Consider the following 21,517-nt stretch of genomic DNA (forward strand, 5'->3'; position numbering starts at 1 on the left):
AAACGGGCAATCAAACTTGCCCGTTTTTCCTATCAAATGGTAAGCATGGTATCACCATGCCCATTGCGCCCATGTTATAATTTAAACTTATCAACTTGGTCTCTTAGGTTCTCCGCCAATTCTTTGAGTTTATTGGCTTGCGCTAATCCCTCACCCATTTCATCTTGTAATTGAGTAGACACTTCACGAATGGCATAGGTATTTTGGCCGATTTCACTGATCACACTGGTCTGTTCTTCCGCCGCCGTTGCAATCTGCGCTGTCATACCATTAATCATATCGATAGACTTTGCGATTTCCGCAAAACTACTACCGGATTTTTCCGTATCCTCCACGCTGGTAGAAGCCAACTTATGACATAAAGCCATCACATCCACAGCTTTCGCCGTTGTGGTTTGCAAACTGGAAATCATGGCAGAAATTTCTTCGGTAGAGGTATGAGTACGCTGTGATAAAACACGCACTTCATCTGCCACTACAGCAAAACCTCGGCCTTGTTCTCCCGCTCGAGCTGCTTCGATGGCAGCATTCAACGCCAATAAGTTAGTCTGTTCGGCGATGTCGCTAATTGTAGAAACGATCGAATTAATTTTATCGCCTTGTTGGTTCAATTCAGTGATCACCTCTGTTGCCAAAGTCACTTCTTGCGCCAATTGATTGATAGAAGACAAACTGGTTTTAGCCAGCGCTTGACCACTGCTACTGATATCTACCGTATCATTGGCCTGCGACGCTGTTTGTTCAGCATTGGTTGCAATTTCCTGTGTTGCCGTCGTCATTTGTTCCACTGCCGCCACCACAGATACCATTTCATCCTGCTGACGATTCAATCGCTTGGTACTTTCTGCAACGGATTGAGCACTGCCTTGAGACTGTTCAAAAAGAATGTTACTCAACTTATCAATATTCTTAATAATGTCCCTCAACTTCAACACAAAGGCATTGAAATTATTGGCAAGTTTACCTACTTCATCTTGGCTTTTAGTATCAATCGTAACAGTCAAATCACCATCACCTTGAGCAATATCTTCTAATGCGGTTGACACTTTTAGTAAGTCAGTCAATAAATAACGAATCAACAAACTCAAGATCACTGTCGAAACCACAATCAATACAATCACGGTTATGATTTGATATAACATTAGCTTTTGAATGGGGGCCAATAAAATGGATTTATCGCCCAAAGACACCATGGACCACTCAGTACCTGTAATACGCACAGACGACATCAAATAATCAGAATCATTAACCCTGACGTCATCTAAAGCCTCTGTCGCTACATTTTCTTGGATTTGCGCTAAATTTAGTTCCGACTGTAATTCGGCCAAGGGTTTGTTATTCAAACTACCATCTGGGTAAGAGATAATATTTCCTGAATCAGACACAATAAAAGCCAAACCATTGCCTGGTGTTTTCAAGCTGGATACCACTTCATTGATCCCCGTTAAAGCAACATTGGCCGTCACCACTCCCAAAAACTTACCGTCAGATTGAATTTGATCCACCGCCGACAAAATAAACACCTTAGAAGTGGCAGCAAAAAAAGGTTCCGTAATGGTGGGACCATTAGCATTTGCTCCCGCTTGATACCAGTCTCGAGCCTTTACATCATAACCTGCTTTTGTATTCTTACCATTTACACGGTAAGCGTCTCCCTGATCCGTACCATACAATACACTAATAAAATCACCAGCAATCTTACCTTGAATTAAAGCATCAACAATGCCTTGATCATCCGCAGGATCGCTTTCTATGATTTTTTTCATAGAAAGTACAACTTGGTGTTTGCTCTGCAACCAACTGCTAATTCGACTCGCACTACTCACACCATACTGATGCATACTAATCTCTAGATCATTTAGAATCTGATTACGCATTGAAGTGATGGATATCAGCGCCAGGATACAGGCAGCCACTACCAGTGTAGAACAACTGGCTAAGATTAATTTACGATGCAACGTCATTTTAAACCTCAAATTGACAAAGAATCCCTGTGTTGACAACTGCTTATAGGAAAACACAGTTAGAAAGAAGGATCCTATTGCATCCTACTACAATATCACCCTCTTTCAGTTACACTCGATTAATAGTAGTTAGCCTGCTATTAATCACTTTGCTAGAGATCACATCTTAAGATGTTATTGCTCCTGCGCCCCTAAACTATCCTAATTTCTTATCATATTGATGAACGATATAAATGCCTGTTACTTTTCTGCGCGGCCAGCAAATTTCCGCTCTTCAATATTAACTTTAATACGATCACCTGTTGAAATGTGCTCAGGCACTTGAACCACTGCACCGGTTGAAAGTACTGCGGGCTTAGTTCGCGATGTTGCCGAAGCGCCTTTGATAGACGGATCCGTTTCAATAACGTCTAGTTCAACATTGGTTGGCATGTCCAATGCTACGGGTACATCATTGACCAAAACCACTTGAATACCACTGGTTTCTTCATTTAAGAATAGAATATCTTCTTCGATACTGTGTTGATTTAAGTTGTATGGGGTATAGTCTTCGTTATCCATAAAGACATACTCTTCGCCATCTAGATAGGAAAACATGGCAGGACGACGAATCAAATCCGCCATATTAATCATGTCAGAATCCTTAAAAGTTTCATCTAACTTTCTTCCCGACACCACATCGTACATACGCATACGGTATAAACTGCCTCCCGCACGCCCTTGCGGGACGGAGCGTTCAATGTCTTTTACTATGTAGGTTTTGCCTTCGAATTCAATGGCAGCATTTTTTTTGATTTCACTTGCCTTTGGCATGCTTATCTTCCTAATAAATCAACAACAAATGAGGTTACATCTTCATGTAGGCACTATGAATAACTTGATATATTGGATAAAGTACATCCGCACCTAATATTTTCGCCCTTTCAGGAGACCATCCTACTATGTCATCGGACAAGTTCTGATTATCTTTAAAAGGCATTTCCAAAGTAAAGGACAAACAACGGTAGGTTTCCCCTACCCATTTGGTAGCAACGGTCAAATTCGCTTCGCCAAACTGATCCGCTGTGTAACCTATGTCGGTCTGAAAGTCTGGACTCACCACTTTAAACACATCTTTGAATAAGGTTTCCATGCCTTGCATACGTTCATCAAAAGAAGGAATCCCCTGACAACCGTCGACAAAGTTTACTGGCAAAGCTTCATCACCATGAATGTCTAAAAATAGGTCAACGCCCGTTTCTGCCATTTTGTTCTGTACGGCTAAAACCTCAGGACTAAACTCCTGGGTCGGATTTTTCCACTCACGATTCAAATTCACGCCTTTCGAGTTAACACGTAAATTGCCGTGCACCGCCCCATCCGGATTCATGTGGGGTACCACATAAAAACGGCAGCTCTGTAATAAACTGCGCGCAATCGGATGAGATTCATCAAAAAGACGCTCCAACAAGCCTTCAACAAACCATTCCGCCATGGTTTCCCCCGGGTGCTGTCGCGCTATGATCCAAATATTTTTCGCCAAGCCTTGAGTTTTGCTGATTTCTAGCATGGTAATATCACGACCTTCAGCCGTTTCACCAAGATGATGAGTAATACAATCTTGATGACTCGCCGCCCACGCTATCATGTCTAAATGGCGCTCATAGCTGTATGGAGCAAAATAAGCATAATAAATGCTGTCTTGTTCTGGCTGATGACGGATCACTAATTTTCCATCTTGGTAATCGGTCGGCACGCGAAACCATTCCTCCCTGTCATAAGATGCCACTGCTTGATAATCCACCCATCCATCAGGATAGGCCGCATCACTGGCGTTTTCAAAATGAATCACACATTCTTCGCCCATGCCACCTTGAAGACGGAAATAAAACCACTGTAAAAATTTAGAGTTTGTATCATGAGGGATCTTTACTCTAATATTGTCCGGCTCTGAGGCATTAATAACGGAGATATTTCCACCATCAAATGCACTGCTGATCTTGATTCGGCTGGTCATTTTTCTTCCTTAACAAGCGTGGTTCTTAATTATGGCAAGTTTACCTATATTCATCACAGCTGTCGCCAACTCTTCTGACGATCCCACTTTCCCTTTATTATTTACTTGGTCAACTCATGACGCTCAAGTAAAAGAGGTCCTAGTCATACCAGATGATGACTGGCTGCATCATCATGTACTAGAACCTAATGCGCAGGATTTAGACGAACAACAACTCTATGAATTCGGTTTTGAAGCCAGTGATATATTGGCTGAGTGGACCAATGAATTTGATACCGATGTGATTTACGCACTGGATCCAGAGATGATTTCTACATTAGTAGAAGCCACTTACGATACCAAAGGTTTAGAGCCAAGTTTTGAGATACATAGTATCCATCAATGGTTTAATGAGCATGGAGTCAACCTAACCGAGGCATTCGAAGATCAAGGACAACATTCTGCTCTACATCTACTACCACCGGACGAGTTAATAGTGCAACTGCTACAGATCGCAGCCGAATACGAGTTAATTGATACCAGTGAACTGAACCCGGAATAACTTTCATCACCTTTGTCTATACTCATTATACTAAGACGAAAGTGGTTAAATTCTGATAACGCCTTTAAAGTCAAAGAATAATAAAACCCAAAGGTGAGGAAAGCATATGAAAGATTTACTACCTGATTTATGTGATCTTTATTCAAAAGAAATCGACATAGCGGAGCCAGTTTTTCAATCGTTTGGCAAAAAAACGCATTTTTATGGCCAAGCTGTCACTGTGGCCTGTTTTGAAGACAATAGTCGAGTTCGAGAATTGGTCGGTCAAGATGGTCGTGGCAAGGTAATGGTTGTGGATGGCGGTGGCAGTAAGCGTCGTGCCCTATTAGGGGATATGTTAGCGGAAAAAGCGGTAAACAATGGCTGGGAAGGCTTTGTCATCTACGGTGCCATTCGTGATGTAGCCGCTCAAGCCGAATTAAACATTGGCATCAAAGCATTATGTGCTCACCCCATGCCCACTGAAAAACGTGGCTTAGGAGACATTGGCAAGGCGCTAAGTTTTGCTGGCATTCATATCGAATCGGGCGACTTTATATACTGTGACCTAAACGGGGTTTTGGTCGCAAAACATGAACTTGCTCTACCTCAATAGAGCAAGCGCTTAACATTCTCAATACGCCAATCACAGTGCAGCCATGGTATGGGTAAAAAGACTACGGACACCATTGACCAACATTTGTACGGCCATCATTAATAGCAACATTCCCATTAATCGTTCCAACGCTGCCAACCCCTTTTCCCTCAAAATGCGATTCAATAAAGGCGCCAAAGCTAAAATCACGACAGATATTCCCCAAGCAGCAAAGACTGAAATTAACAAACTCGTTTGTTGTTGCGGATAGCTTTTTACCATTACCAACAAAGTCGCCAAAGTCGATGGACCTGCAAGCATCGGAATTGAGATAGGGACAATAAAAGGCTCAAGGGGTTGATGCTTGTCCGCTTGAATTGAACTGGGAAAAATCATTTTCAACGCAATGACAAATAGCACGACACCACCAGCAATGGAAATTGACTCGGTTTCTAAATGCAATAAAGCCAGAAACTCAGCGCCAAAAAACAAAAAGCACACCAGAATAACCAAGCCAATCAAACCGTCGCGAAGAACAATTTGTGACTGGCGTTTCTGCGCCACGCCTTTCATGGCCGCTAATAAAATTGGAATGTTACCAAAAGGGTCAATAACAAAGAGAAATAACAAGGTAGCGGAAAGAATAGAAAAATCAGTATTCATAGGGTTTCGTTTTACGCCATTTTAATAGGGCGGGATTATAGCCTTCACCCGCTACATCAACAATTGATTACGGCCTTGATCCTTGGCTTTATATAAGAGTTCATCCGCTCGTTTAAGCACTTTACGCTTAGTATTCAACAGGGGTGATAAGATGACCGCTCCCATACTAATGGTTACCTTAATCTTTTCTTGTTTGCTCTTTATCACACATTCTTCAACTTCCAATCGAATGTTCTCCAAACGCTTAACAAGCTTATCTTGATGATCATCAAACAGAATCACACCAAACTCCTCGCCGCCCAAGCGCCCGAGCTTATCTTGCTTTGATAAATTTTTTCGAACACAATTGCTCACTTCAATAAGTACTTTGTCACCCACATCATGACCATAGGCATCATTAATATGTTTAAATTTATCCAAATCAAATATACCGCATGCGATGAACCCCATTTCATTATTGGCACTTTCTAGGGCATTATCCAGCATCACCTCAAAACTGCGACGATTAGAGACACCCGTTAAATGATCTGTTGAGGCCAACTTTTCAAGCATCTTATTAGATTTAACAAGACGACCACGCATGTCCGCTATGCGCCGCATTGCTAGCATTTTTGCTGAAAGAATCTTCTGGCTTACGGGTTTTATCAAGTAGTCATCACCACCGGCGTGAATCGCGTCTTCAACATCACCTTCTTGGTCACTGGCACTCAGAAAGATGATGGGAAACCACTCTTGCCCACCTTCTTGTTGTAGGGAACGAATCTGCTGAACGGCTGCAAAACCATTCATTTTGGGCATTTGCACATCAATCAAAATAAGATCAATGTCATTGATATGGGTTTGGTACTCTTCAATTACCTCTAAACCGTCTTTGGCTTCAATCACGTCACATCCAAGCTTACTCAAAAGCAATTTCAGCAACAAACGATCCGTATTTGTGTCATCGGCAATTAGTACTTTCATAATTCAGTCATCACACGATTTAATTCATTTTTCACTTTTTGATACATAATCTTAAGATTCTTAGTTTGCTGTTCGTAGTCTGTAATCAGCCCTTCACGTCCTTGTATTTCAAGCCTAGCAGCCAATTCGGATAATGCCATTGCTCCTACATTCTGACTGACAGATTTTAAACTGTGCGCTAACTGACTGATTTTTTCTGCTTCTTCTGATGCAAAATGAATCCCATCAAAGCGAGACACCAAACTCTCCGTGTCCTCAAAGAAAGCATTCACTAATAAACAGATATCACCTCCTAGAGCCTCCTTAAGACTGTGCAAAACACTAATATCAATCACATTTTCAGGTGAATTTTTTTCATACTGAGCAGGCTGAACCAGGTCTTTAGAGGCAAATGAATCATGGTCATTATTAGGTAACCATTCTTCAATAATCTGAGACAAATGAATCTGTTTAAAAGGTTTAGGAACGACACCATCACCACCAGCACGAAAAACTTCAGCCGAGGTTTCAGGCATGATATCGGCCGTTAACGCAAAAATCGGAACACGTTTTAATTGCTGATTTTTTTCTGCTTGTCGAATGTGCCTCATGGCCGTTAAACCATCCATCACTGGCATGTGTAAGTCCATCAGAATCAAATTCGGATGATATTCCTGCCAACATTCCACACCGATAGCACCATTTGTTGCTTCAATTACGTCAAATCCCATGCGGCTCAGTACGCCATGAGCAACCGCCATATTGGCTTTCATATCTTCAACTACCAAAATACGTCCGCGGCTTTCTGACTGGGCGGCAGTTTGCGCCATATTGGCTTGCTCCATTGCTTTTGGATCATCGGTAATGACTTGATAGGCCAACACATTTTTAGACAAACAATAAGCCAAACCTTTCTTCAAGCTCATTGCTCCCATTGGTTTGGCAATACATAAATTGATGCCCGCATCGGTCAGTTCTTGATGCGACAACAAACCCGCTGATGAGGTAATCAAAATAGTTGGCTGATATAAAGAACCACATAATTCACGAATTTTTCTTGATAGCATCAGGCCATCTAATTCGGGCATCATGTAGTCCAATATAATAATCTCGTAAGCTTGATTATTATCGTATGCCCAATGAATTCGAGATAAGGCTTTTCGCGGTTTCCACTCGGTATGCGCTACAATACCAAAAGAAGATAATTGATTTTTAAGAATGGTGAGATTGGTTTCATTGTCATCAATAACAATGGTTTTCTTACCGACCAATAAAGCTTCATCGGTAACGGCTTCTTGCCTTGGTTTGGCGTGACTTTCCGGCAAGGTTAACGAGACATTAAAACAAGAACCCGTATTTAACTCACTGTCCAATGATACACTGCCATTCATTAATCCAACCAATTGCTTGGTGATGGCTAGGCCCAAACCAGTACCACCAAATTTACGCGTGGTTGAACTGTCTGCCTGCACAAAAGCATTGAATAAATGTGGCTGAACGTCCTTAGCAATGCCTACTCCCGTATCCGAGACACTCATCTCAATAGAAACGTGACCTTGTTGATCTGTCTCACCTTTCACCGACACCAATACATGTCCGACATGAGTGAATTTGATGGCATTACTCACAAGGTTTATGATGACCTGCTTGATACGAAATACATCGCCAACCAAGTAGCGTGGGCAGGAATCTTGATATTCAACCAACAAATCAATACCTTTCTCCTCCGCTTTCACCATCAGTAAGCGCACCACATCAAAGATGGCTTTTTCCAGATCAAAATCCACACGCTCAATAGACAAGTGGCCAGCCTCAATCTTAGAAAAATCTAAAATGCCGTCGATCAACTCAAGTAAACTTTCACCTGAATCTCGAAGCACACGTAATTGTTCGCTTTGTTCTCTGTCTAATTGAGTGCCTGCCATTAATTCTGCCATGCCAAGCACACCATTTAATGGCGTTCTGATTTCATGACTCATGGTGGCTAAAAAGTTGCTTTTCGCCTTACTGGCCGCCATCGCCTGTTCACTCACGGTACGAAGTAATTCCTCCGTTTCTTTACGCGATGTGATATCCATGTTCACACCGACTAAACGAGTGGCAACACCTTGCTCGTCAAACAAGACAGCAGCATTCGATTTAAGATAACGTAACTGTCCATCACGACGAGTAATACGAAAATCAAAATCCAATTTTTGCGAAATCGCGGATGCTTCTTGTTGATTTTCTACTTGCAAGCCACTTTGCTCTATGCCACTCAGAATTTCTTTCAGCTTCTCTCTGTCTTCTGGATAAACACTGGCTTCCCATACTTCCATGGGATTGGTTTTCTGGTCTTTTGAAATACCATATAAACGGTACATCCAATCGTCCCATTGTAAGTGATGATCGGCTAAATCAAATTCCCACACACCAATACCAGCCGCATCGGCGGCAATCGACAAGCGTAAATTGGTATTGATCATTTTGCGCTCAACCTCAAGACGCTGACTCACATCACGCACATGGGCTATGTGGCCAAGCAATTGCCCATCTTGATCCTCAATACGACTACCTATGGTTTCAGCATGAAAAATGTCTCCCTGCTTCCTACGATAAGCGACTAGATAACGGTCTAATTCAATGTGCTGTTCGCCATAATATTTATGACCTAAGTCCACATAATCACTTTCAGCGGCATACAAATGCTCAGTAGTTTGACCAATCACTTCATCAACTTGATAACCAAACATGTCACAAAAAGCAGGATTCACCATTTTTATAACGCGGTGATGATCGACAAACACTATGGCTTCTGGAGCATTCATGAACAAAGACTCGAACATTTTTTTCTGCTCACGCAAATCTTGTTCGGCATGAATTTGTTTCGTTCTGTCTTGGAAGGAAACCACAGCTCCTGTAATACGATTCTGCTCATCTCGAACCGCTATACAAGAATACTCACAAACGAATTTATCCCCCGATAGAGAAGTATGTTCCACCCTGACATGGCTTTCTTCTCCAGAGGATAAAGTGCGCTGAATAGCCACAACAACAGGCTGACAAGCATGGTGCCGTGGGTCAGATGAATGTAGAAAATTTACTATGTTTTGACCTAGCTTATTTTCCGATAAATCTCCTAGTATCTTACAAGCAGCGGTGTTTATGAAGGTCACTTCACCTTCTGAACTAATACCAAATATGCCTTCATGTACGGCTTCTAAAATCAACTCTTGTTGACGTTTAGCTTGTTTAATTTTGACCTCAGCGAGATGAGCTGTTATCGCATTACCCACCCACTGCCCCAATAGTTTCATCAGCTCAAAATCATCTTCGCCAAATGCTTCAAACTTAGGATTGGGACTGGAGAAGTTTAAGGTTCCATAGCGCTGTTTATCAACGTAAATAACAATGCCAATATAAGCTTCCAAGCCAAAAGCTTCATAGCATGGGTGATTTTGAATTTCACTGATTCCAGTATGGTGATAGGCCGTTGGCAAGTCATTGTTTAAGGTGTGAACGCAATAGGTTCCATCAAGTTCAAAGGTTGCCCCAACAGGCACTTCCTCATTTGGGGTAAAGGCATATTTGATTTCATACAGCGACCCCTCAATCTTACTAATGAGGCCAAAAGGCAAAGAAAATTGTTTGCAGCCAACAGAAAGTATTTTCTGTAACTTTTCATCGAGTGATAACTCACTATCGGCAGTAACGGTATGCAAGGATTTAAGCGTATTTATGGTTCGCCGTTGAGCAGTAATATCCTGCATACACAGATATAAACCTGTCACCTGACCATTTTCAAATCTTGGTACGTAAGATGACTGGATAAAGCGCTGCTCTTTGTTATCACCAATATTCACTTGATAATTATAGGAAACAGGTTTACCTAATAGTGCCTCAGCAAGTTTGCCCCTTATTTCCGAATAATATTCTGCTGGTATGAGTTCAGGAATACGTTTGCCAATAATTTCCTGTCTTGGTAAGGAAAAACGACGTTCATAGGTTTCATTAACAAATTCATAACGCAGATTTTTGTCGACCAAAGCGACAAATGCCGGAATATTATCGTGTAAGTTCAATAAATCTTGACGCGCAATGCCCTCACTTTGACCTGATAAAAGTGTCGCAAGCAAACTCACCAAAGCGTCCAAATCTTGATCAAGATTGGCCTCAGCTCTTGAGTAGGGTTCTTCACCCAGACAGACCAAAACAACACGACACTGTTTAATAGGCTCAACAAAACAAAGCCGCAATGACGAGATGTCTTGAAGAATTGGTGGCAAATCCACCTCGGTTTCAATATCGAGAAAACGACGAGAACCTTGCATGGCCAAATTAGTGGCCAAAGCATCAGAGAAGGTATACTCTGTTAATGTGCCGTTAGAGACTATTTCTCCGTTTTGATATACCAAAGCAGTATAAGACGCCCCCATCAAAGATTGTGCAATTTTTAATGTGGCCTCTACTTTAGACATAATATCTCTCCATGACCCTTTAATAATGTTTATATCAATGCATTAAAAAATATACGAATAAGTCCATTGACGAATACAACCGCTTCTATGCTGCACTAATAATCACCATCTAAGTAATTCTCTTTCGGATCTTTCTAAATAATAGCCTATCAAGACGCAAATACAGAGGCTTATTCTTCGTTTCCTTTAAACAAGCATTTAGTCGATAGTAGACATTTATACTGTTATTAAACCGCTCTGAATTTATGGCAATAATTTATCTAATAAAACACAATCTTCAGTATCATTACGGCTGTTTTTCACTCTATCGAGAATTTTTTGCGCCACGTCTTTTTGGCGCTGAGAAATGTATTTTGAATCCACGGTTTTTTGAACATTTTTAATGTAGGTATTGAGTTTTGGTGTGCAGTAATCATCAAACGCCAATGCGCCTGTAGAGAGGCCCATTACCATCCCCACCAGCGGCAACAAGGCAAATTTTTTAAAAGACATAAGAGCATCCTAATAATTTGATATATCAGGAAAATTAGACCACACAGAGTATAAGAGTTAAAGCAATTTGCATGTAAAAAAGCCCAAGTCCAGCAGGACTTGGGCTTAGCTTGCAAGAAAGACAAATTAGCCTGTCATCAGATTAAGCCGTTAGCTTAATCACTTGGTCACAGGTTTTCGCCACAAGATCAGGATCATGACTTACTAATAGTACAGAGCATCCTGTTTCACGAGCCAGTTCTACCAATAGTTCTGTTACCTGCTGAGCGGTAATCGGGTCTAATCGAGAAGTTGGCTCATCAGCAAACAAAAACACGGGATCCAACAACAGAGCACGCAGAATGGCAAAGCGTTGCAGCTCCCCCCCAGACACACCAAGACAATTACGCGTCAAAATACCTTCTGGTAAATTCAAACGTTTCATCAACACAGGAATACGAGCCCTGTCTATTTGGTGTAATGTCACCAAGTCATCAAGCAACTGCTGCAAGGTAACACTGGCCGTAAAGGCAGATGGCGGATCCTGATACAACTTCAACCATTGGTAAGGCTGGGTATTATCCAGACACTTTTTGACATCACCAGCTTGTAATGGCAATAACCCCAGCAAGGCATCACCAAGTGATGATTTGCCACAGCCACTGTCCCCCACCACGCCAACCACTTCACCTTGATGAACATCAAATGACACTGAATCAAACAGGCGTTTACCACCACGCTCAATCGCTAAATCGCTCACCTCCACCACTTTTTCATTGGAAGGCCTTACGCTTGGCGCATGCGTCCATTGTTTTGGTTCAGCAGCAATTAAAGCTTTGGTGTAGCTATCTTTAGGTTGGTTTAAAATGTCGATGGAGTCACCATGTTCAACCAAATTACCACCCTTTATTACCATCATACGACCCGCTAATTGACGAGCAATGGCCACATCGTGAGTGATGGTCAATAAACCACCATCTGCAGAACGTGACTGCAATAAACGCACAATGCCATCACGACGATTCACATCCAAACCTTTGGTAGGTTCATCTGCCAGTATCAAGTTGGCGCCCGCTGCCGTTGCTGCAGCAATGGCCAAACGCTGCGCCATACCACCAGACAACTGACCTGGACGCTTATGCCCATTTTCAGCCAAACCCACCTGTTGCAAATCTTGCTGCGCCTGCGCTTTCGCATCGGCTCCGTCAACACCTTGCACCAAATGGTAGACTTCGGATACTTGATTCACACCTTTCATCAAAGGGTCTAGAGCATGCCAAGGTTCTTGGGGTAGCATCACCATTTCCCGTCCCCATAAGGCTCGACGCTGATCAAGAGATAAGGCTTCACCGAATACCTCAATCTCACCAGAAACCGATAATTCTTCCGGCAATAACCCCATAATAGCTTGCGCCAACAAACTCTTACCGGAACCCGTTTGCCCAAGAATGGTCAGCGGCTGATCTTTTTCAAGACGAAAACTGATTGGCTCAAGTAGGCAAACCCCGCTCGCATACACAGCCAAATTGGTTACATTTAATAAACTTGTCATGTGCGCTTACCTGCCAATAGATGAAACCCCAAAACCATCAAAGCGATGACAATCAAAGGCTGAGCCAGCACCCAAGGCGCTTCACTGTAAAAAGGAAATAATTCCACCGTCATAAGGCCCAGTTCTGCCAAAGGTGGCTGAATCCCTACATAAACAAAACCCAATGAGGCCATGGTCAAAATGGCATTCGCCCCACCAAAAGCAGCAAGAGTGAATACGGAAGGCGCGATCGCTGGCCAAATATGACGTTTAAACTGATACCAAGTACCAAAGCCCATCATTTTGGAAGACTGACGTGCCGGACTTTGAATCACATTTTGCGTGATCGCACGTGTAACACGAAAATATTCCACCCATTGAACTAGGGAAATGGCCAAATACAGCACCCAAAACGAACCCGGTGCAATCGCCGCAAATAAGAGCACAATCACCAATCCCGGCAATGCCAAAAGAATATTCACCACTGTCCCTAAGGCTTGATCCACTCGCTTGCCAGCCCAGACTGAGGTCACGCCAAGCAAAGTTCCTAAAATCGCCGAGGTCACCACACACAAAAAGCCCAAAGCAAAGGACAAGGCCACTGCGTGCGCCATACGACTCAGCATACTACGACCAAAATGATCCGTACCTAACCAGTGCTGTGCACTAGGTGGTTGCAAGATGGCGTTCAAATCTTGCTGAGAAATGCTGTAAGATGAAAAATTCATGCCCAACAAAGCAAAGGCCAATAAGGCAAGCAAAATGCTTAAACCAAACCATTGAGAAGAACGTAAAATCATGCTCATTGTTCTCCCCCACGTGGATCAATCCACAAACACAATAGATCAACAAAAGTATTAAGCAACACAAACACCACACCCATGGCCAATGCCGCTCCTTGAATCACCGGAATGTCTCGCGCAAAGATAGCATGGGCCAAACCGTGACCAATTCCAGGCCAAGAAAACAAGGATTCGATCATCACAATGCCTTCAATCATGCTGACCAATTGAATGCCCATAAAGGCCACCACAGGCACAGCAATATTACGCACCCCATGACGACGAAATGTCTGCCAGCCAGTCAACCCTTTCACCTTGGAAAATTGATAGAAAATGGACTGGAAGGTTTGTTTCGCAGAGTCTCTAACGACGCGATTGGAAACCGCCGCCAAACTGATGGCCAATGTCACCGCTGGCAAAACTAGGTGAGCGAAGGTTCCGTAACCCGCCACTGGGAACCAGCCCCAATGCAAAGCGAATAACAACACAAATAAGACACCAAGTACAAACACAGGCATTGCTCGAACCGCGCTCGACAATCCCATTAAAACAGAGTCCAAAGGGTTGCCTCGCCAAGCAGACAGTAAGCCCAATGGCACAGCAATTAAGATAGAAACCAACAAACCAGCCAAAGCCAACAACAAAGAGTGACCCAGCATGTGTTGAACAGATTCCATCACAGGTAAACCACTGACTAAGGAATTACCTAAGTTGAATTGCAGTAAATCCGTTAACCAATGCCAATAGGCGTGTAACGCACTTTGATCCAAACCCAGTTCTTCGCGGACCAAGGCCGCTGCCTGAGAATCCACATTATCTTGTCCATAACGACTAGCGGCGATGCGATACGCCATGTCACCCGGTAAGGAGCGCATCAACACAAAAGTTAATGTGCCTACGCCCCATACCACGGTGATGAGTTGCAATAGTCGCTTAAAAAGCATCGACTTCATTAACGCGCAAACTCCATGTCATTGATAAAGAAGCTGCGTTCAAAAGGATCGAAGTGGAAACCTTTCACACGCTTGCTTACCGATGTTTGCTGTACATAAGAAGTAACAGGAATGACTGGACGCTCATCATAAATAAATTGCGCCACTTGCTGTGCATATTGACGGAAGGTAGCTGGGTCAGTGGTTTTTTCTAGTTTGCTCAACAACTCACTGACTTGTGCATTATGCCAATTCATCGCACCCCAATCGCCACCGCCATTGCTGCCATAATCAGCCAGAATTACGGCGAGAGGATTGGCAATGAAACCATAATTACGCGCAATCAAAGCCGCTTGCAATGAGCCGTCTTGGTGACCCATGGGAATCGCACTTGAGTTAGTGACATCCACTTTGGTTTTGACGCCAATAGCTTCCCATTGCGCCTGAATGGCGGTTGCCACTGTGGTCAATTCAGGACGATCCGCATAAGTGATCAAACGAATGGAGAAAACCTTACCGTCTTTTTCTAAGTAACCATCTGCATTTTTCTGCCAGCCCAATTCAGCCAATAAGGCACTGGCTTTTTGCTGACCATTATCTTCCTGATTAGCAATATTTAAATGCCAATCGCCCATGGAAGCCGGCATGATTTGTTCCGTGCCAGCACCCGGAATACGCAACACACCAGCCGCAATACCAGAGCGGTTTAATGCATAGCTAAGTGCTTGACGCGCTTTGACATCTTTCAACTGAGGGTCACCCGAATTCAGTTTAATCACTATGGTGCGCGGAATGGCATCTGAATGCAGAGACAAGTTTGGCAGACGTTTTAGTAGTGGAAGACTGGCAGGATCCAAACCAAATACCACATCTGCTTGGCCGCTACGGGCTTGCAAAACACGGCTTTCTGCACGGTGACCGGTTAGATAACTAGCATAAGGAATACTGGCTTTCTTACCCCAGTAATCATCAAATTTCTCAACGACTAATTTATGCGGCGGAGAAAATTGCAACAATTGATAAGGCCCAGTTGCCGAAAGTGCTAACACTTCTCCCTCTTTACCATAAGCGGCAGGAGAAAGAATGGCATTGGCGTAGTTTGCTAACACCGCGCCTAGCACCACGTAAGGTTTGCTCAATTCAATCGCCACTGTTTTTTGATCAAGCGCCTTGATAGCAACAATAGGCGCTTTACGCAATGCACCGTGCTTTTCTAAAGCGATTTGTAGACTCTTTACAACAGCGTCAGCATAAAGTGGGCTGCCATCATGAAACTTAACTTGATCACGTAATATGAAAGTCCACGTTTTTGCGTCATCACTGACACGCCAATCACTTGCCAATGCAGGCACTAACTCGCCTTTTGCATTAACATTTAACAAGGTTTCAATCACCTGCATACGACTAAAAATGTAACCATTTTTAGAAGGATCCATGCTGCTAAATTCAAACGCAGCACTGATCGAAAGTGTATTACTTGCCGTTGGTTGTGCTTGCGCAGGCACGCTGACCAAGCCACTCAACAACCCCAATAAAACAATAAATAGCCTAGTCACAGACATACTTCCTATTCAACCCAAAAAAGAAAGTTATGATATAACATATTTTATGAGAATCACACTTATTTAAGTTAAAAGAAATCCAATTTGCTATGAAAAACATTAGCGGATACAAGAGGTTAATAACCTCTTGAGGATGAGCATTTCGGGACAAGGAATATTTCAGGACGAGGTGTGTATTTAAAGACTGGACAGAACAAAACAATGAAACCAAAAAAGCCAGCTTCTAAATCGAAGCTGGCTTTATCGAGATATTCAGTTTTTGGAAACTTAATTAACGGAAAGCACGCTTTCTGGCTCTTTCAAGACGCTTCAGAATGGCATCAAGACGCTCAGGTTTGACCATAAACTCCTGGAAGCCTTTCATGCCCTCTTGTGCCATGCTTGGATCCGTATCACGGTCATAGAACTGTGCCGTACCAGATGCCTTGTTCAGCATTTCCACCCCTTTGTTCAGGAAGTAGTTGTCTGGCGCTTGCGCATTCACATTAGGTGGAATCTGAATCAATGCCGCATTCACCAAAGTTTGGTTGTCTGCACGGGACATAAATTCTAAGAACTTACGCGCATCCACTTTATTCTTCGCTTTGGCTGGAATATGAACCGTATCCATAGGCGCATCTTCAGACATACCTACGTTTGGATTGATTTGTGGGAATTGGAAGAAACCAATTTTACCATCCAACTCTTTCGGGAAGTTTGGCGTAATGAAGTTACCAATCAAGTACATTGCCGCTTGACCATTGTACAAGAATGGCTGAGCTTCTTGCCAAGAATAAGACGCGTGATTTTCTAGGAAATAGTCGTTATCCACCAAGACCTTCCAGTTTTCAAAAGTCTTACGAACGCGATCGTCTGTGTATGGAATCTTGCCGTCCATTAGGTCGATGTGGAAATCCAGACCATTGGTACGCATGTTTAAGTAGTCAAACCAACCTGCTGCTGTCCATAGGTATTTGGTACCAATGGTAATAGGCGTGACATCATTGGCTTTTAGTTTGGCGTTGACCGCTAAGAATTCATCCCAGGTTGTTGGCTCAGCCAGACCCAATTTTTCAAAGATGTCTTTACGGTAATAGATGCCCCACTGATAGTAAGTGTACGGCATACCCCATTGCTTACCGTCAATCGTCATCGCTGGCGCGGCGGAAGCCATGGTTTTCTTCAGGCCATTTTGATCCCAAATATCACTCACGTCTTCGAATAAACCACGCTCCACAAACGCCTTCATGCGGTTACCAGCGTACCAGTAAACGATGTCTGGAGGAGTGGTTGATAACCAGTTACGAATGGCCGTTTTATAGCCTTCTTTATCGTAAAGGTTGTATTTCACTGTGATGTCTGGGTTTTCTTTTTCAAACTTCTCAATGATCTCTGCGAAAGCTTTCTTTGGTGCTGGATCCGCCTGATCCGAGTTAATCACCAAAGTGCCTGCATTAACCAATGAAGCTGCGGTCATTGCCATGGCGCCGACCAACAAAGATTGGATCTTTTTCATGTTAAGCAAGTCCTCTTTTTCTTTTTATTTACTGGAACCAAGTTTCAGTATCGAATAAATTTACTAATTTTTCAATAAAAGAAACTTAGTTCCACTTTATTTTTTTGCTTTAGGATTTTTTCTTCCAAATCGCCACACTCGCCGCCCCAACTTGACGACTACCGATCACCAATTCCGCTCCTTCTGGCACGAAATCAATAGTATGAGAAGCGTAATTCATCACAAAAATGAGCTCGCCTCTCTCACGGATTCTTAAGCCTTTCGGCAAGTAATAGGTTGCTAGCCCTGCTTTTTCAGCCAATTTAGCCAAACTGGCTTTCAACGCAGCATTATCCAGGCAAGAACCTAAGTAATAATGTTGACCTTGACCGACCAATACTGGATTACCTGCGTTGTCTTTTAATAAGCAAGGTAAGTCCGTTGAAATTTGCTCATGCCAATGTTTCAGCAAACCCTCACCCCAAGCACCAGAAACCGCCAATTGAGTGTGATTTGGCAAGGCATCAACACGCTCAACCTGCAACGGCATTATGTTAGCCAATGGGCCAGGCGCTAGATTCTCGGGAATCTGATAACTTGCGGTTTTACTGCCCGTTCTTGGGCCTGCTAGCAGCACCCCATCAAATGATTCTAAACGCGCTAATAAGTCATCACTAATATGAACTTGCGCAGGCAGTACTAGCATTTGATAAGTGTCCAACGAAGCGTTGGCGGGAATGATGTCAACAGACAAGCCCAATTCACGCAGCCCTTCATACATGCGATAACACCAGAACAAATAGCGATAGGCTCGTGATTGCGGCTGAATGTCCAATGACCAACAAGCGTCATAATCAAACATCAAGGCGACTTTACCAGCACTCGGTAAAGACAGCAGTTCATCCGCATCCATCCCCAATGAAGCAGACAATTGCGCGACTTCCTGTGCCACTTGTGCCGCCTCTTTAGCAGCTTCGGCTTCTTCTGCATCAGGTCGTAGCAAACCGGCGTGCATTTGCTCTTGCGCAAAGGGTGCCTGACGCCAACGAAAATACGACACCAGCTCAGCACCATGAGAAAAGGCTTCCCAAGTCCACAAACGCACTGCCCCATCCGCAGGGGTCGGGTTATGTGGTGCCCAGTTTACCGGCCCTGGCTGCTGTTCCATGATCCACAAACGACCTTTGCCACAACCACGATATAAGTCATGGTGGAAAGCGCCGAAGTCAGGATGTCCGACACGCAAATAAGTGTGTTTTTCTTGTTCGCTGTAAATGGCTTCTTGATCGAGAAAACCGAGTGGGTAAGTGTCCCAGCTGGCGACGTCGAGATCCTGTCCCACTTTGTGATGATCAAACGCCGTGAAAAAGCCCATGTAGTTATGAACCAAATCACGACCGGCAGAATGCTCTCGCAAGATATCCACCTGTAACTTGTTGTAGGCCACCACTTGATCGGAACAACAACGCTGAAAGTCTAAACGGTGAGAAGGATTGGCTTCGGTTACCGTCAAATTTGGCAATTCTATTTCATCAAAGCTGCGGTATTCCATGCTCCAAAACACGTTACCCCAAGCCTGATTTAGCGCCTCAATGGTGTCATATTTGTCTTTCAACCAAATACGGAATGCCGCTAAATCCGCTTCTGCATAGCTCAAAATCGTATCGTGACAGCCAAACTCATTGTCAGTTTGCCAAGAGGCAACCGCTGGATGCTGACCATAACGCTGCGCCATCAAACTGGTGATACGACGGCATTCTTCTCGATATTCCAAACTGGCAAAGGTGTAGTGACGACGCGAACCAAAACCCCGTACGCGACCCTGTTCATCTTTCGCCAACATGCCAGGATAACGATCCACCAACCATTTAGGTGGTGTTGCAGTCGGTGTACCAAGGATCACTCTCAAACCGTATTCATGCAAAATATCCAGTGATTCGTCCAACCATTGCCAGTGCAATTCGCCCGGTGTTGGTTCAATGGTGCTCCAACTAAACTCACCGACACGAACGTACTCTATGCCGATTTTTTTCATATGCTCAGCATCGGCTCGCCAACGGCTTTTTGGCCAATGCTCTGGGTAATAACACACACCTAATTTCATTTTATGCTCCAGCAAACGGCTGGCTTGGCTCACCTGCCACGTCTATGCCGTACTCTGCTTTAAGATCGATCGCCACCACATGACCTGCTAATGGCTGATTAGCCAGTTCTTCTTCACTGCTTGCCACACTGGCAGAAGTGATAAATAAAGTATTGCCATCCACACCACCAAAAACACAACTGGTTGGCTTTTTAAATGGCAATTCAATCGTCTGTAACACCTCACCTTCAGGGCTATAACGCACAATGCGAGAACCGTCCCAATTGGCATTCCACAAACAAGCTTGCTGATCAATACAAGAACCATCCGCCCCAATGCCTTCCTTCACTTCAAAAAAAGGTTTCTGAGAACGAATATCGTAGAATTCTGGATAAGGAAACGCGTGTACTTTGCGAGTCATGGAATCGCCAAAGTAAAAACGACCACGAGATAAGTCCCACGCCAAGGTGTTGGAAATACCAATGCCTTCTAACATCAGGGTTTTCTTACCTTCAGAAGTGACTTTCCATAAACGACCACTGGCTTTTTGCTCAGCGTCATCCATGGTTCCTACCCACAAAGTACCGTCTGGGTCACACTTAGCATCGTTACTACGATTACCTGGAATGTCTGCATCAAGCTCACACAAGTATTCCAGCTCACCGCTTCGCTTATCCAAATAAGCAACGCCATCTGCCAAGGTCACTAACAGACGCTCACCTTGCGTGGTAAAGACGGCCGAAACTTTTTTCGGCAAGGTCCAATGCTGGGTTTGATTACTGGCCTGATGCCAACACCACACCTGACAAGCTGGAATGTCTACCCAATACAAAGCTTGCTGCTGTGCGCACCAAAACGGGCCTTCTGCCAATTGATGACGTTGTACACTGATTTGCTGCATTTTAGTTAGCTCCCTGCCAAGCTTGCCAAGCATTTGCAAACGCCTGTGCATTGGCTTTTGTTGTGGCAACAGATTGGCCTTTTTTGTACAAGGCCGAACCCAAACCAAAACCTTTGGCACCGGCGGTAAAGTATTCCGCCACATTATCAGGTGTGACACCTCCCACAGGGCAAATCCAAGTATCACTCGGAATCACCGCGCCCAAGGCTTTAATCACTTTAAGTGAAGGTAAGGCTTCTGCCGGAAAGAGTTTTAAGCCATCGGCCCCCGCATGTAAGGCAGCAAAGGCTTCGCTGGCAGTGAAAAAGCCCGGCAAGGCAAATAATCCGGCTTGTTTTGCGGTTTTAATCAGCTCAACATCGGTATGAGGACAAACCATCAAGCCCGCACCAGTGGCAATGAGTTTCGCCAAGTCTTGCTGTGTTAAAACCGTTCCCGCACCAATTAAGGCTTGCTCACCAAAGGTATCTTGCAAAAGACGAATGCTGGTAAAGGGATCCGGAGAATTCAATGGTACTTCAATCATCTTAAAGCCGGCATTTAATAAGACTTGCGTATGTTCAACCACTTCATCTGGTTGCACACCTCGCAAAATGGCAACCATAGGAAATTCTTGCATAAATGCATCAAAGGAATGCGTCATT

Annotated in this window: 17 protein-coding genes; 2 read left to right on the forward strand and 15 right to left on the reverse strand. The window is 43.7% G+C overall.

Translation table 11 applies throughout. The features are described 5' to 3' along the window. Positions 1-74: 74 nt before the first annotated feature. The 3 genes from ACXAH2_RS05000 to ACXAH2_RS05010 form a co-directional block, all read right to left on the reverse strand. Entirely contained in the window at positions 75-1,964 is a 1,890-nt protein-coding gene (locus tag ACXAH2_RS05000) for a methyl-accepting chemotaxis protein (protein ID WP_475077077.1), read from the reverse strand. Positions 1,965-2,204: 240 nt separating this feature from the next. Next, a complete protein-coding gene (gene efpL, locus ACXAH2_RS05005) occupies positions 2,205-2,777 on the reverse strand; it encodes an elongation factor P-like protein EfpL (RefSeq protein WP_475077078.1) in 573 nt (190 codons plus the stop codon). Between the two features lie 34 nt (positions 2,778-2,811). Continuing rightward, complete coding sequence (locus ACXAH2_RS05010) at positions 2,812-3,960, reverse strand: M14 family metallopeptidase (protein WP_475077079.1); 1,149 nt, start codon at positions 3,958-3,960, stop codon at positions 2,812-2,814. Positions 3,961-3,991: 31 nt separating this feature from the next. On the opposite strand from ACXAH2_RS05010, the gene ACXAH2_RS05015 reads away from it, so the two are divergent. Both ACXAH2_RS05015 and ACXAH2_RS05020 read left to right on the forward strand, forming a co-directional pair. Further along, positions 3,992-4,501 (forward strand): hypothetical protein, encoded by a 510-nt coding sequence (locus ACXAH2_RS05015; protein ID WP_475077080.1) that lies wholly within the window; start codon positions 3,992-3,994, stop codon positions 4,499-4,501. A gap of 106 nt (positions 4,502-4,607) precedes the next feature. Next, complete coding sequence (locus ACXAH2_RS05020) at positions 4,608-5,096, forward strand: putative 4-hydroxy-4-methyl-2-oxoglutarate aldolase (RefSeq protein ID WP_475077081.1); 489 nt, start codon at positions 4,608-4,610, stop codon at positions 5,094-5,096. A 30-nt stretch (positions 5,097-5,126) separates the two neighbouring features. On the opposite strand, the gene ACXAH2_RS05025 is transcribed toward ACXAH2_RS05020, so the two are convergent. From ACXAH2_RS05025 to ACXAH2_RS05080, 12 genes are all read right to left on the reverse strand, one after another. Then, positions 5,127-5,738: a MarC family protein gene (locus ACXAH2_RS05025; protein WP_475077082.1), complete on the reverse strand. Its 612-nt coding sequence runs from the start codon at positions 5,736-5,738 to the stop codon at positions 5,127-5,129. A 51-nt stretch (positions 5,739-5,789) separates the two neighbouring features. Further along, a complete protein-coding gene (locus tag ACXAH2_RS05030; RefSeq protein WP_475077083.1) occupies positions 5,790-6,701 on the reverse strand; it encodes a GGDEF domain-containing response regulator in 912 nt (303 codons plus the stop codon). After that, positions 6,698-11,137, reverse strand: a complete 4,440-nt coding sequence (locus ACXAH2_RS05035; RefSeq protein ID WP_475077084.1) for a PAS domain S-box protein — start codon at positions 11,135-11,137, stop codon at positions 6,698-6,700. The genes ACXAH2_RS05030 and ACXAH2_RS05035 overlap by 4 nt, the downstream gene beginning before the upstream one ends. A 243-nt stretch (positions 11,138-11,380) precedes the next feature. Beyond that, positions 11,381-11,629: a hypothetical protein gene (locus tag ACXAH2_RS05040; RefSeq protein ID WP_475077085.1), complete on the reverse strand. Its 249-nt coding sequence runs from the start codon at positions 11,627-11,629 to the stop codon at positions 11,381-11,383. Between the two features lie 142 nt (positions 11,630-11,771). After that, positions 11,772-13,160 (reverse strand): ABC transporter ATP-binding protein, encoded by a 1,389-nt coding sequence (locus ACXAH2_RS05045; RefSeq protein WP_475077086.1) that lies wholly within the window; start codon positions 13,158-13,160, stop codon positions 11,772-11,774. Then, a complete protein-coding gene (locus tag ACXAH2_RS05050) occupies positions 13,157-13,945 on the reverse strand; it encodes an ABC transporter permease (RefSeq protein ID WP_475077087.1) in 789 nt (262 codons plus the stop codon). The genes ACXAH2_RS05045 and ACXAH2_RS05050 overlap by 4 nt, the downstream gene beginning before the upstream one ends. Then, positions 13,942-14,874: an ABC transporter permease gene (locus tag ACXAH2_RS05055; RefSeq protein WP_475077088.1), complete on the reverse strand. Its 933-nt coding sequence runs from the start codon at positions 14,872-14,874 to the stop codon at positions 13,942-13,944. The genes ACXAH2_RS05050 and ACXAH2_RS05055 overlap by 4 nt, the downstream gene beginning before the upstream one ends. Continuing rightward, positions 14,874-16,415, reverse strand: a complete 1,542-nt coding sequence (locus tag ACXAH2_RS05060; protein ID WP_475077089.1) for an ABC transporter substrate-binding protein — start codon at positions 16,413-16,415, stop codon at positions 14,874-14,876. The genes ACXAH2_RS05055 and ACXAH2_RS05060 overlap by 1 nt, the downstream gene beginning before the upstream one ends. A gap of 271 nt (positions 16,416-16,686) precedes the next feature. Further along, complete coding sequence (locus tag ACXAH2_RS05065) at positions 16,687-17,910, reverse strand: ABC transporter substrate-binding protein (protein WP_475077090.1); 1,224 nt, start codon at positions 17,908-17,910, stop codon at positions 16,687-16,689. Positions 17,911-18,019: 109 nt separating this feature from the next. After that, complete coding sequence (locus tag ACXAH2_RS05070; protein WP_475077091.1) at positions 18,020-19,993, reverse strand: beta-galactosidase; 1,974 nt, start codon at positions 19,991-19,993, stop codon at positions 18,020-18,022. Between the two features lies 1 nt (position 19,994). Next, positions 19,995-20,873: an SMP-30/gluconolactonase/LRE family protein gene (locus ACXAH2_RS05075; protein WP_475077092.1), complete on the reverse strand. Its 879-nt coding sequence runs from the start codon at positions 20,871-20,873 to the stop codon at positions 19,995-19,997. A 1-nt stretch (position 20,874) separates the two neighbouring features. After that, positions 20,875-21,516 (reverse strand): 2-dehydro-3-deoxy-6-phosphogalactonate aldolase, encoded by a 642-nt coding sequence (locus ACXAH2_RS05080; protein ID WP_475077093.1) that lies wholly within the window; start codon positions 21,514-21,516, stop codon positions 20,875-20,877. Between the last annotated feature and the right edge of the window lies 1 nt (position 21,517).

It is taken from the genome of Marinomonas sp. ABL3_031 (assembly GCF_056161265.1).

What these genes read in the sequence shown, in the direction of transcription:
- ACXAH2_RS05000 (WP_475077077.1), bottom strand. Translation starts at nt 1,964, where the DNA reads ATGACGTTGCATCGTAAATTAATCTTAGCCAGTTGTTCTACACTGGTA.
- efpL (WP_475077078.1), bottom strand. Translation starts at nt 2,777, where the DNA reads ATGCCAAAGGCAAGTGAAATCAAAAAAAATGCTGCCATTGAATTCGAA.
- ACXAH2_RS05010 (WP_475077079.1), bottom strand. Translation starts at nt 3,960, where the DNA reads ATGACCAGCCGAATCAAGATCAGCAGTGCATTTGATGGTGGAAATATC.
- ACXAH2_RS05015 (WP_475077080.1), top strand. Translation starts at nt 3,992, where the DNA reads ATGGCAAGTTTACCTATATTCATCACAGCTGTCGCCAACTCTTCTGAC.
- ACXAH2_RS05020 (WP_475077081.1), top strand. Translation starts at nt 4,608, where the DNA reads ATGAAAGATTTACTACCTGATTTATGTGATCTTTATTCAAAAGAAATC.
- ACXAH2_RS05025 (WP_475077082.1), bottom strand. Translation starts at nt 5,738, where the DNA reads ATGAATACTGATTTTTCTATTCTTTCCGCTACCTTGTTATTTCTCTTT.
- ACXAH2_RS05030 (WP_475077083.1), bottom strand. Translation starts at nt 6,701, where the DNA reads ATGAAAGTACTAATTGCCGATGACACAAATACGGATCGTTTGTTGCTG.
- ACXAH2_RS05035 (WP_475077084.1), bottom strand. Translation starts at nt 11,137, where the DNA reads ATGTCTAAAGTAGAGGCCACATTAAAAATTGCACAATCTTTGATGGGG.
- ACXAH2_RS05040 (WP_475077085.1), bottom strand. Translation starts at nt 11,629, where the DNA reads ATGTCTTTTAAAAAATTTGCCTTGTTGCCGCTGGTGGGGATGGTAATG.
- ACXAH2_RS05045 (WP_475077086.1), bottom strand. Translation starts at nt 13,160, where the DNA reads ATGACAAGTTTATTAAATGTAACCAATTTGGCTGTGTATGCGAGCGGG.
- ACXAH2_RS05050 (WP_475077087.1), bottom strand. Translation starts at nt 13,945, where the DNA reads ATGAGCATGATTTTACGTTCTTCTCAATGGTTTGGTTTAAGCATTTTG.
- ACXAH2_RS05055 (WP_475077088.1), bottom strand. Translation starts at nt 14,874, where the DNA reads ATGAAGTCGATGCTTTTTAAGCGACTATTGCAACTCATCACCGTGGTA.
- ACXAH2_RS05060 (WP_475077089.1), bottom strand. Translation starts at nt 16,415, where the DNA reads ATGTCTGTGACTAGGCTATTTATTGTTTTATTGGGGTTGTTGAGTGGC.
- ACXAH2_RS05065 (WP_475077090.1), bottom strand. Translation starts at nt 17,910, where the DNA reads ATGAAAAAGATCCAATCTTTGTTGGTCGGCGCCATGGCAATGACCGCA.
- ACXAH2_RS05070 (WP_475077091.1), bottom strand. Translation starts at nt 19,993, where the DNA reads ATGAAATTAGGTGTGTGTTATTACCCAGAGCATTGGCCAAAAAGCCGT.
- ACXAH2_RS05075 (WP_475077092.1), bottom strand. Translation starts at nt 20,873, where the DNA reads ATGCAGCAAATCAGTGTACAACGTCATCAATTGGCAGAAGGCCCGTTT.
- ACXAH2_RS05080 (WP_475077093.1), bottom strand. Translation starts at nt 21,516, where the DNA reads ATGACGCATTCCTTTGATGCATTTATGCAAGAATTTCCTATGGTTGCC.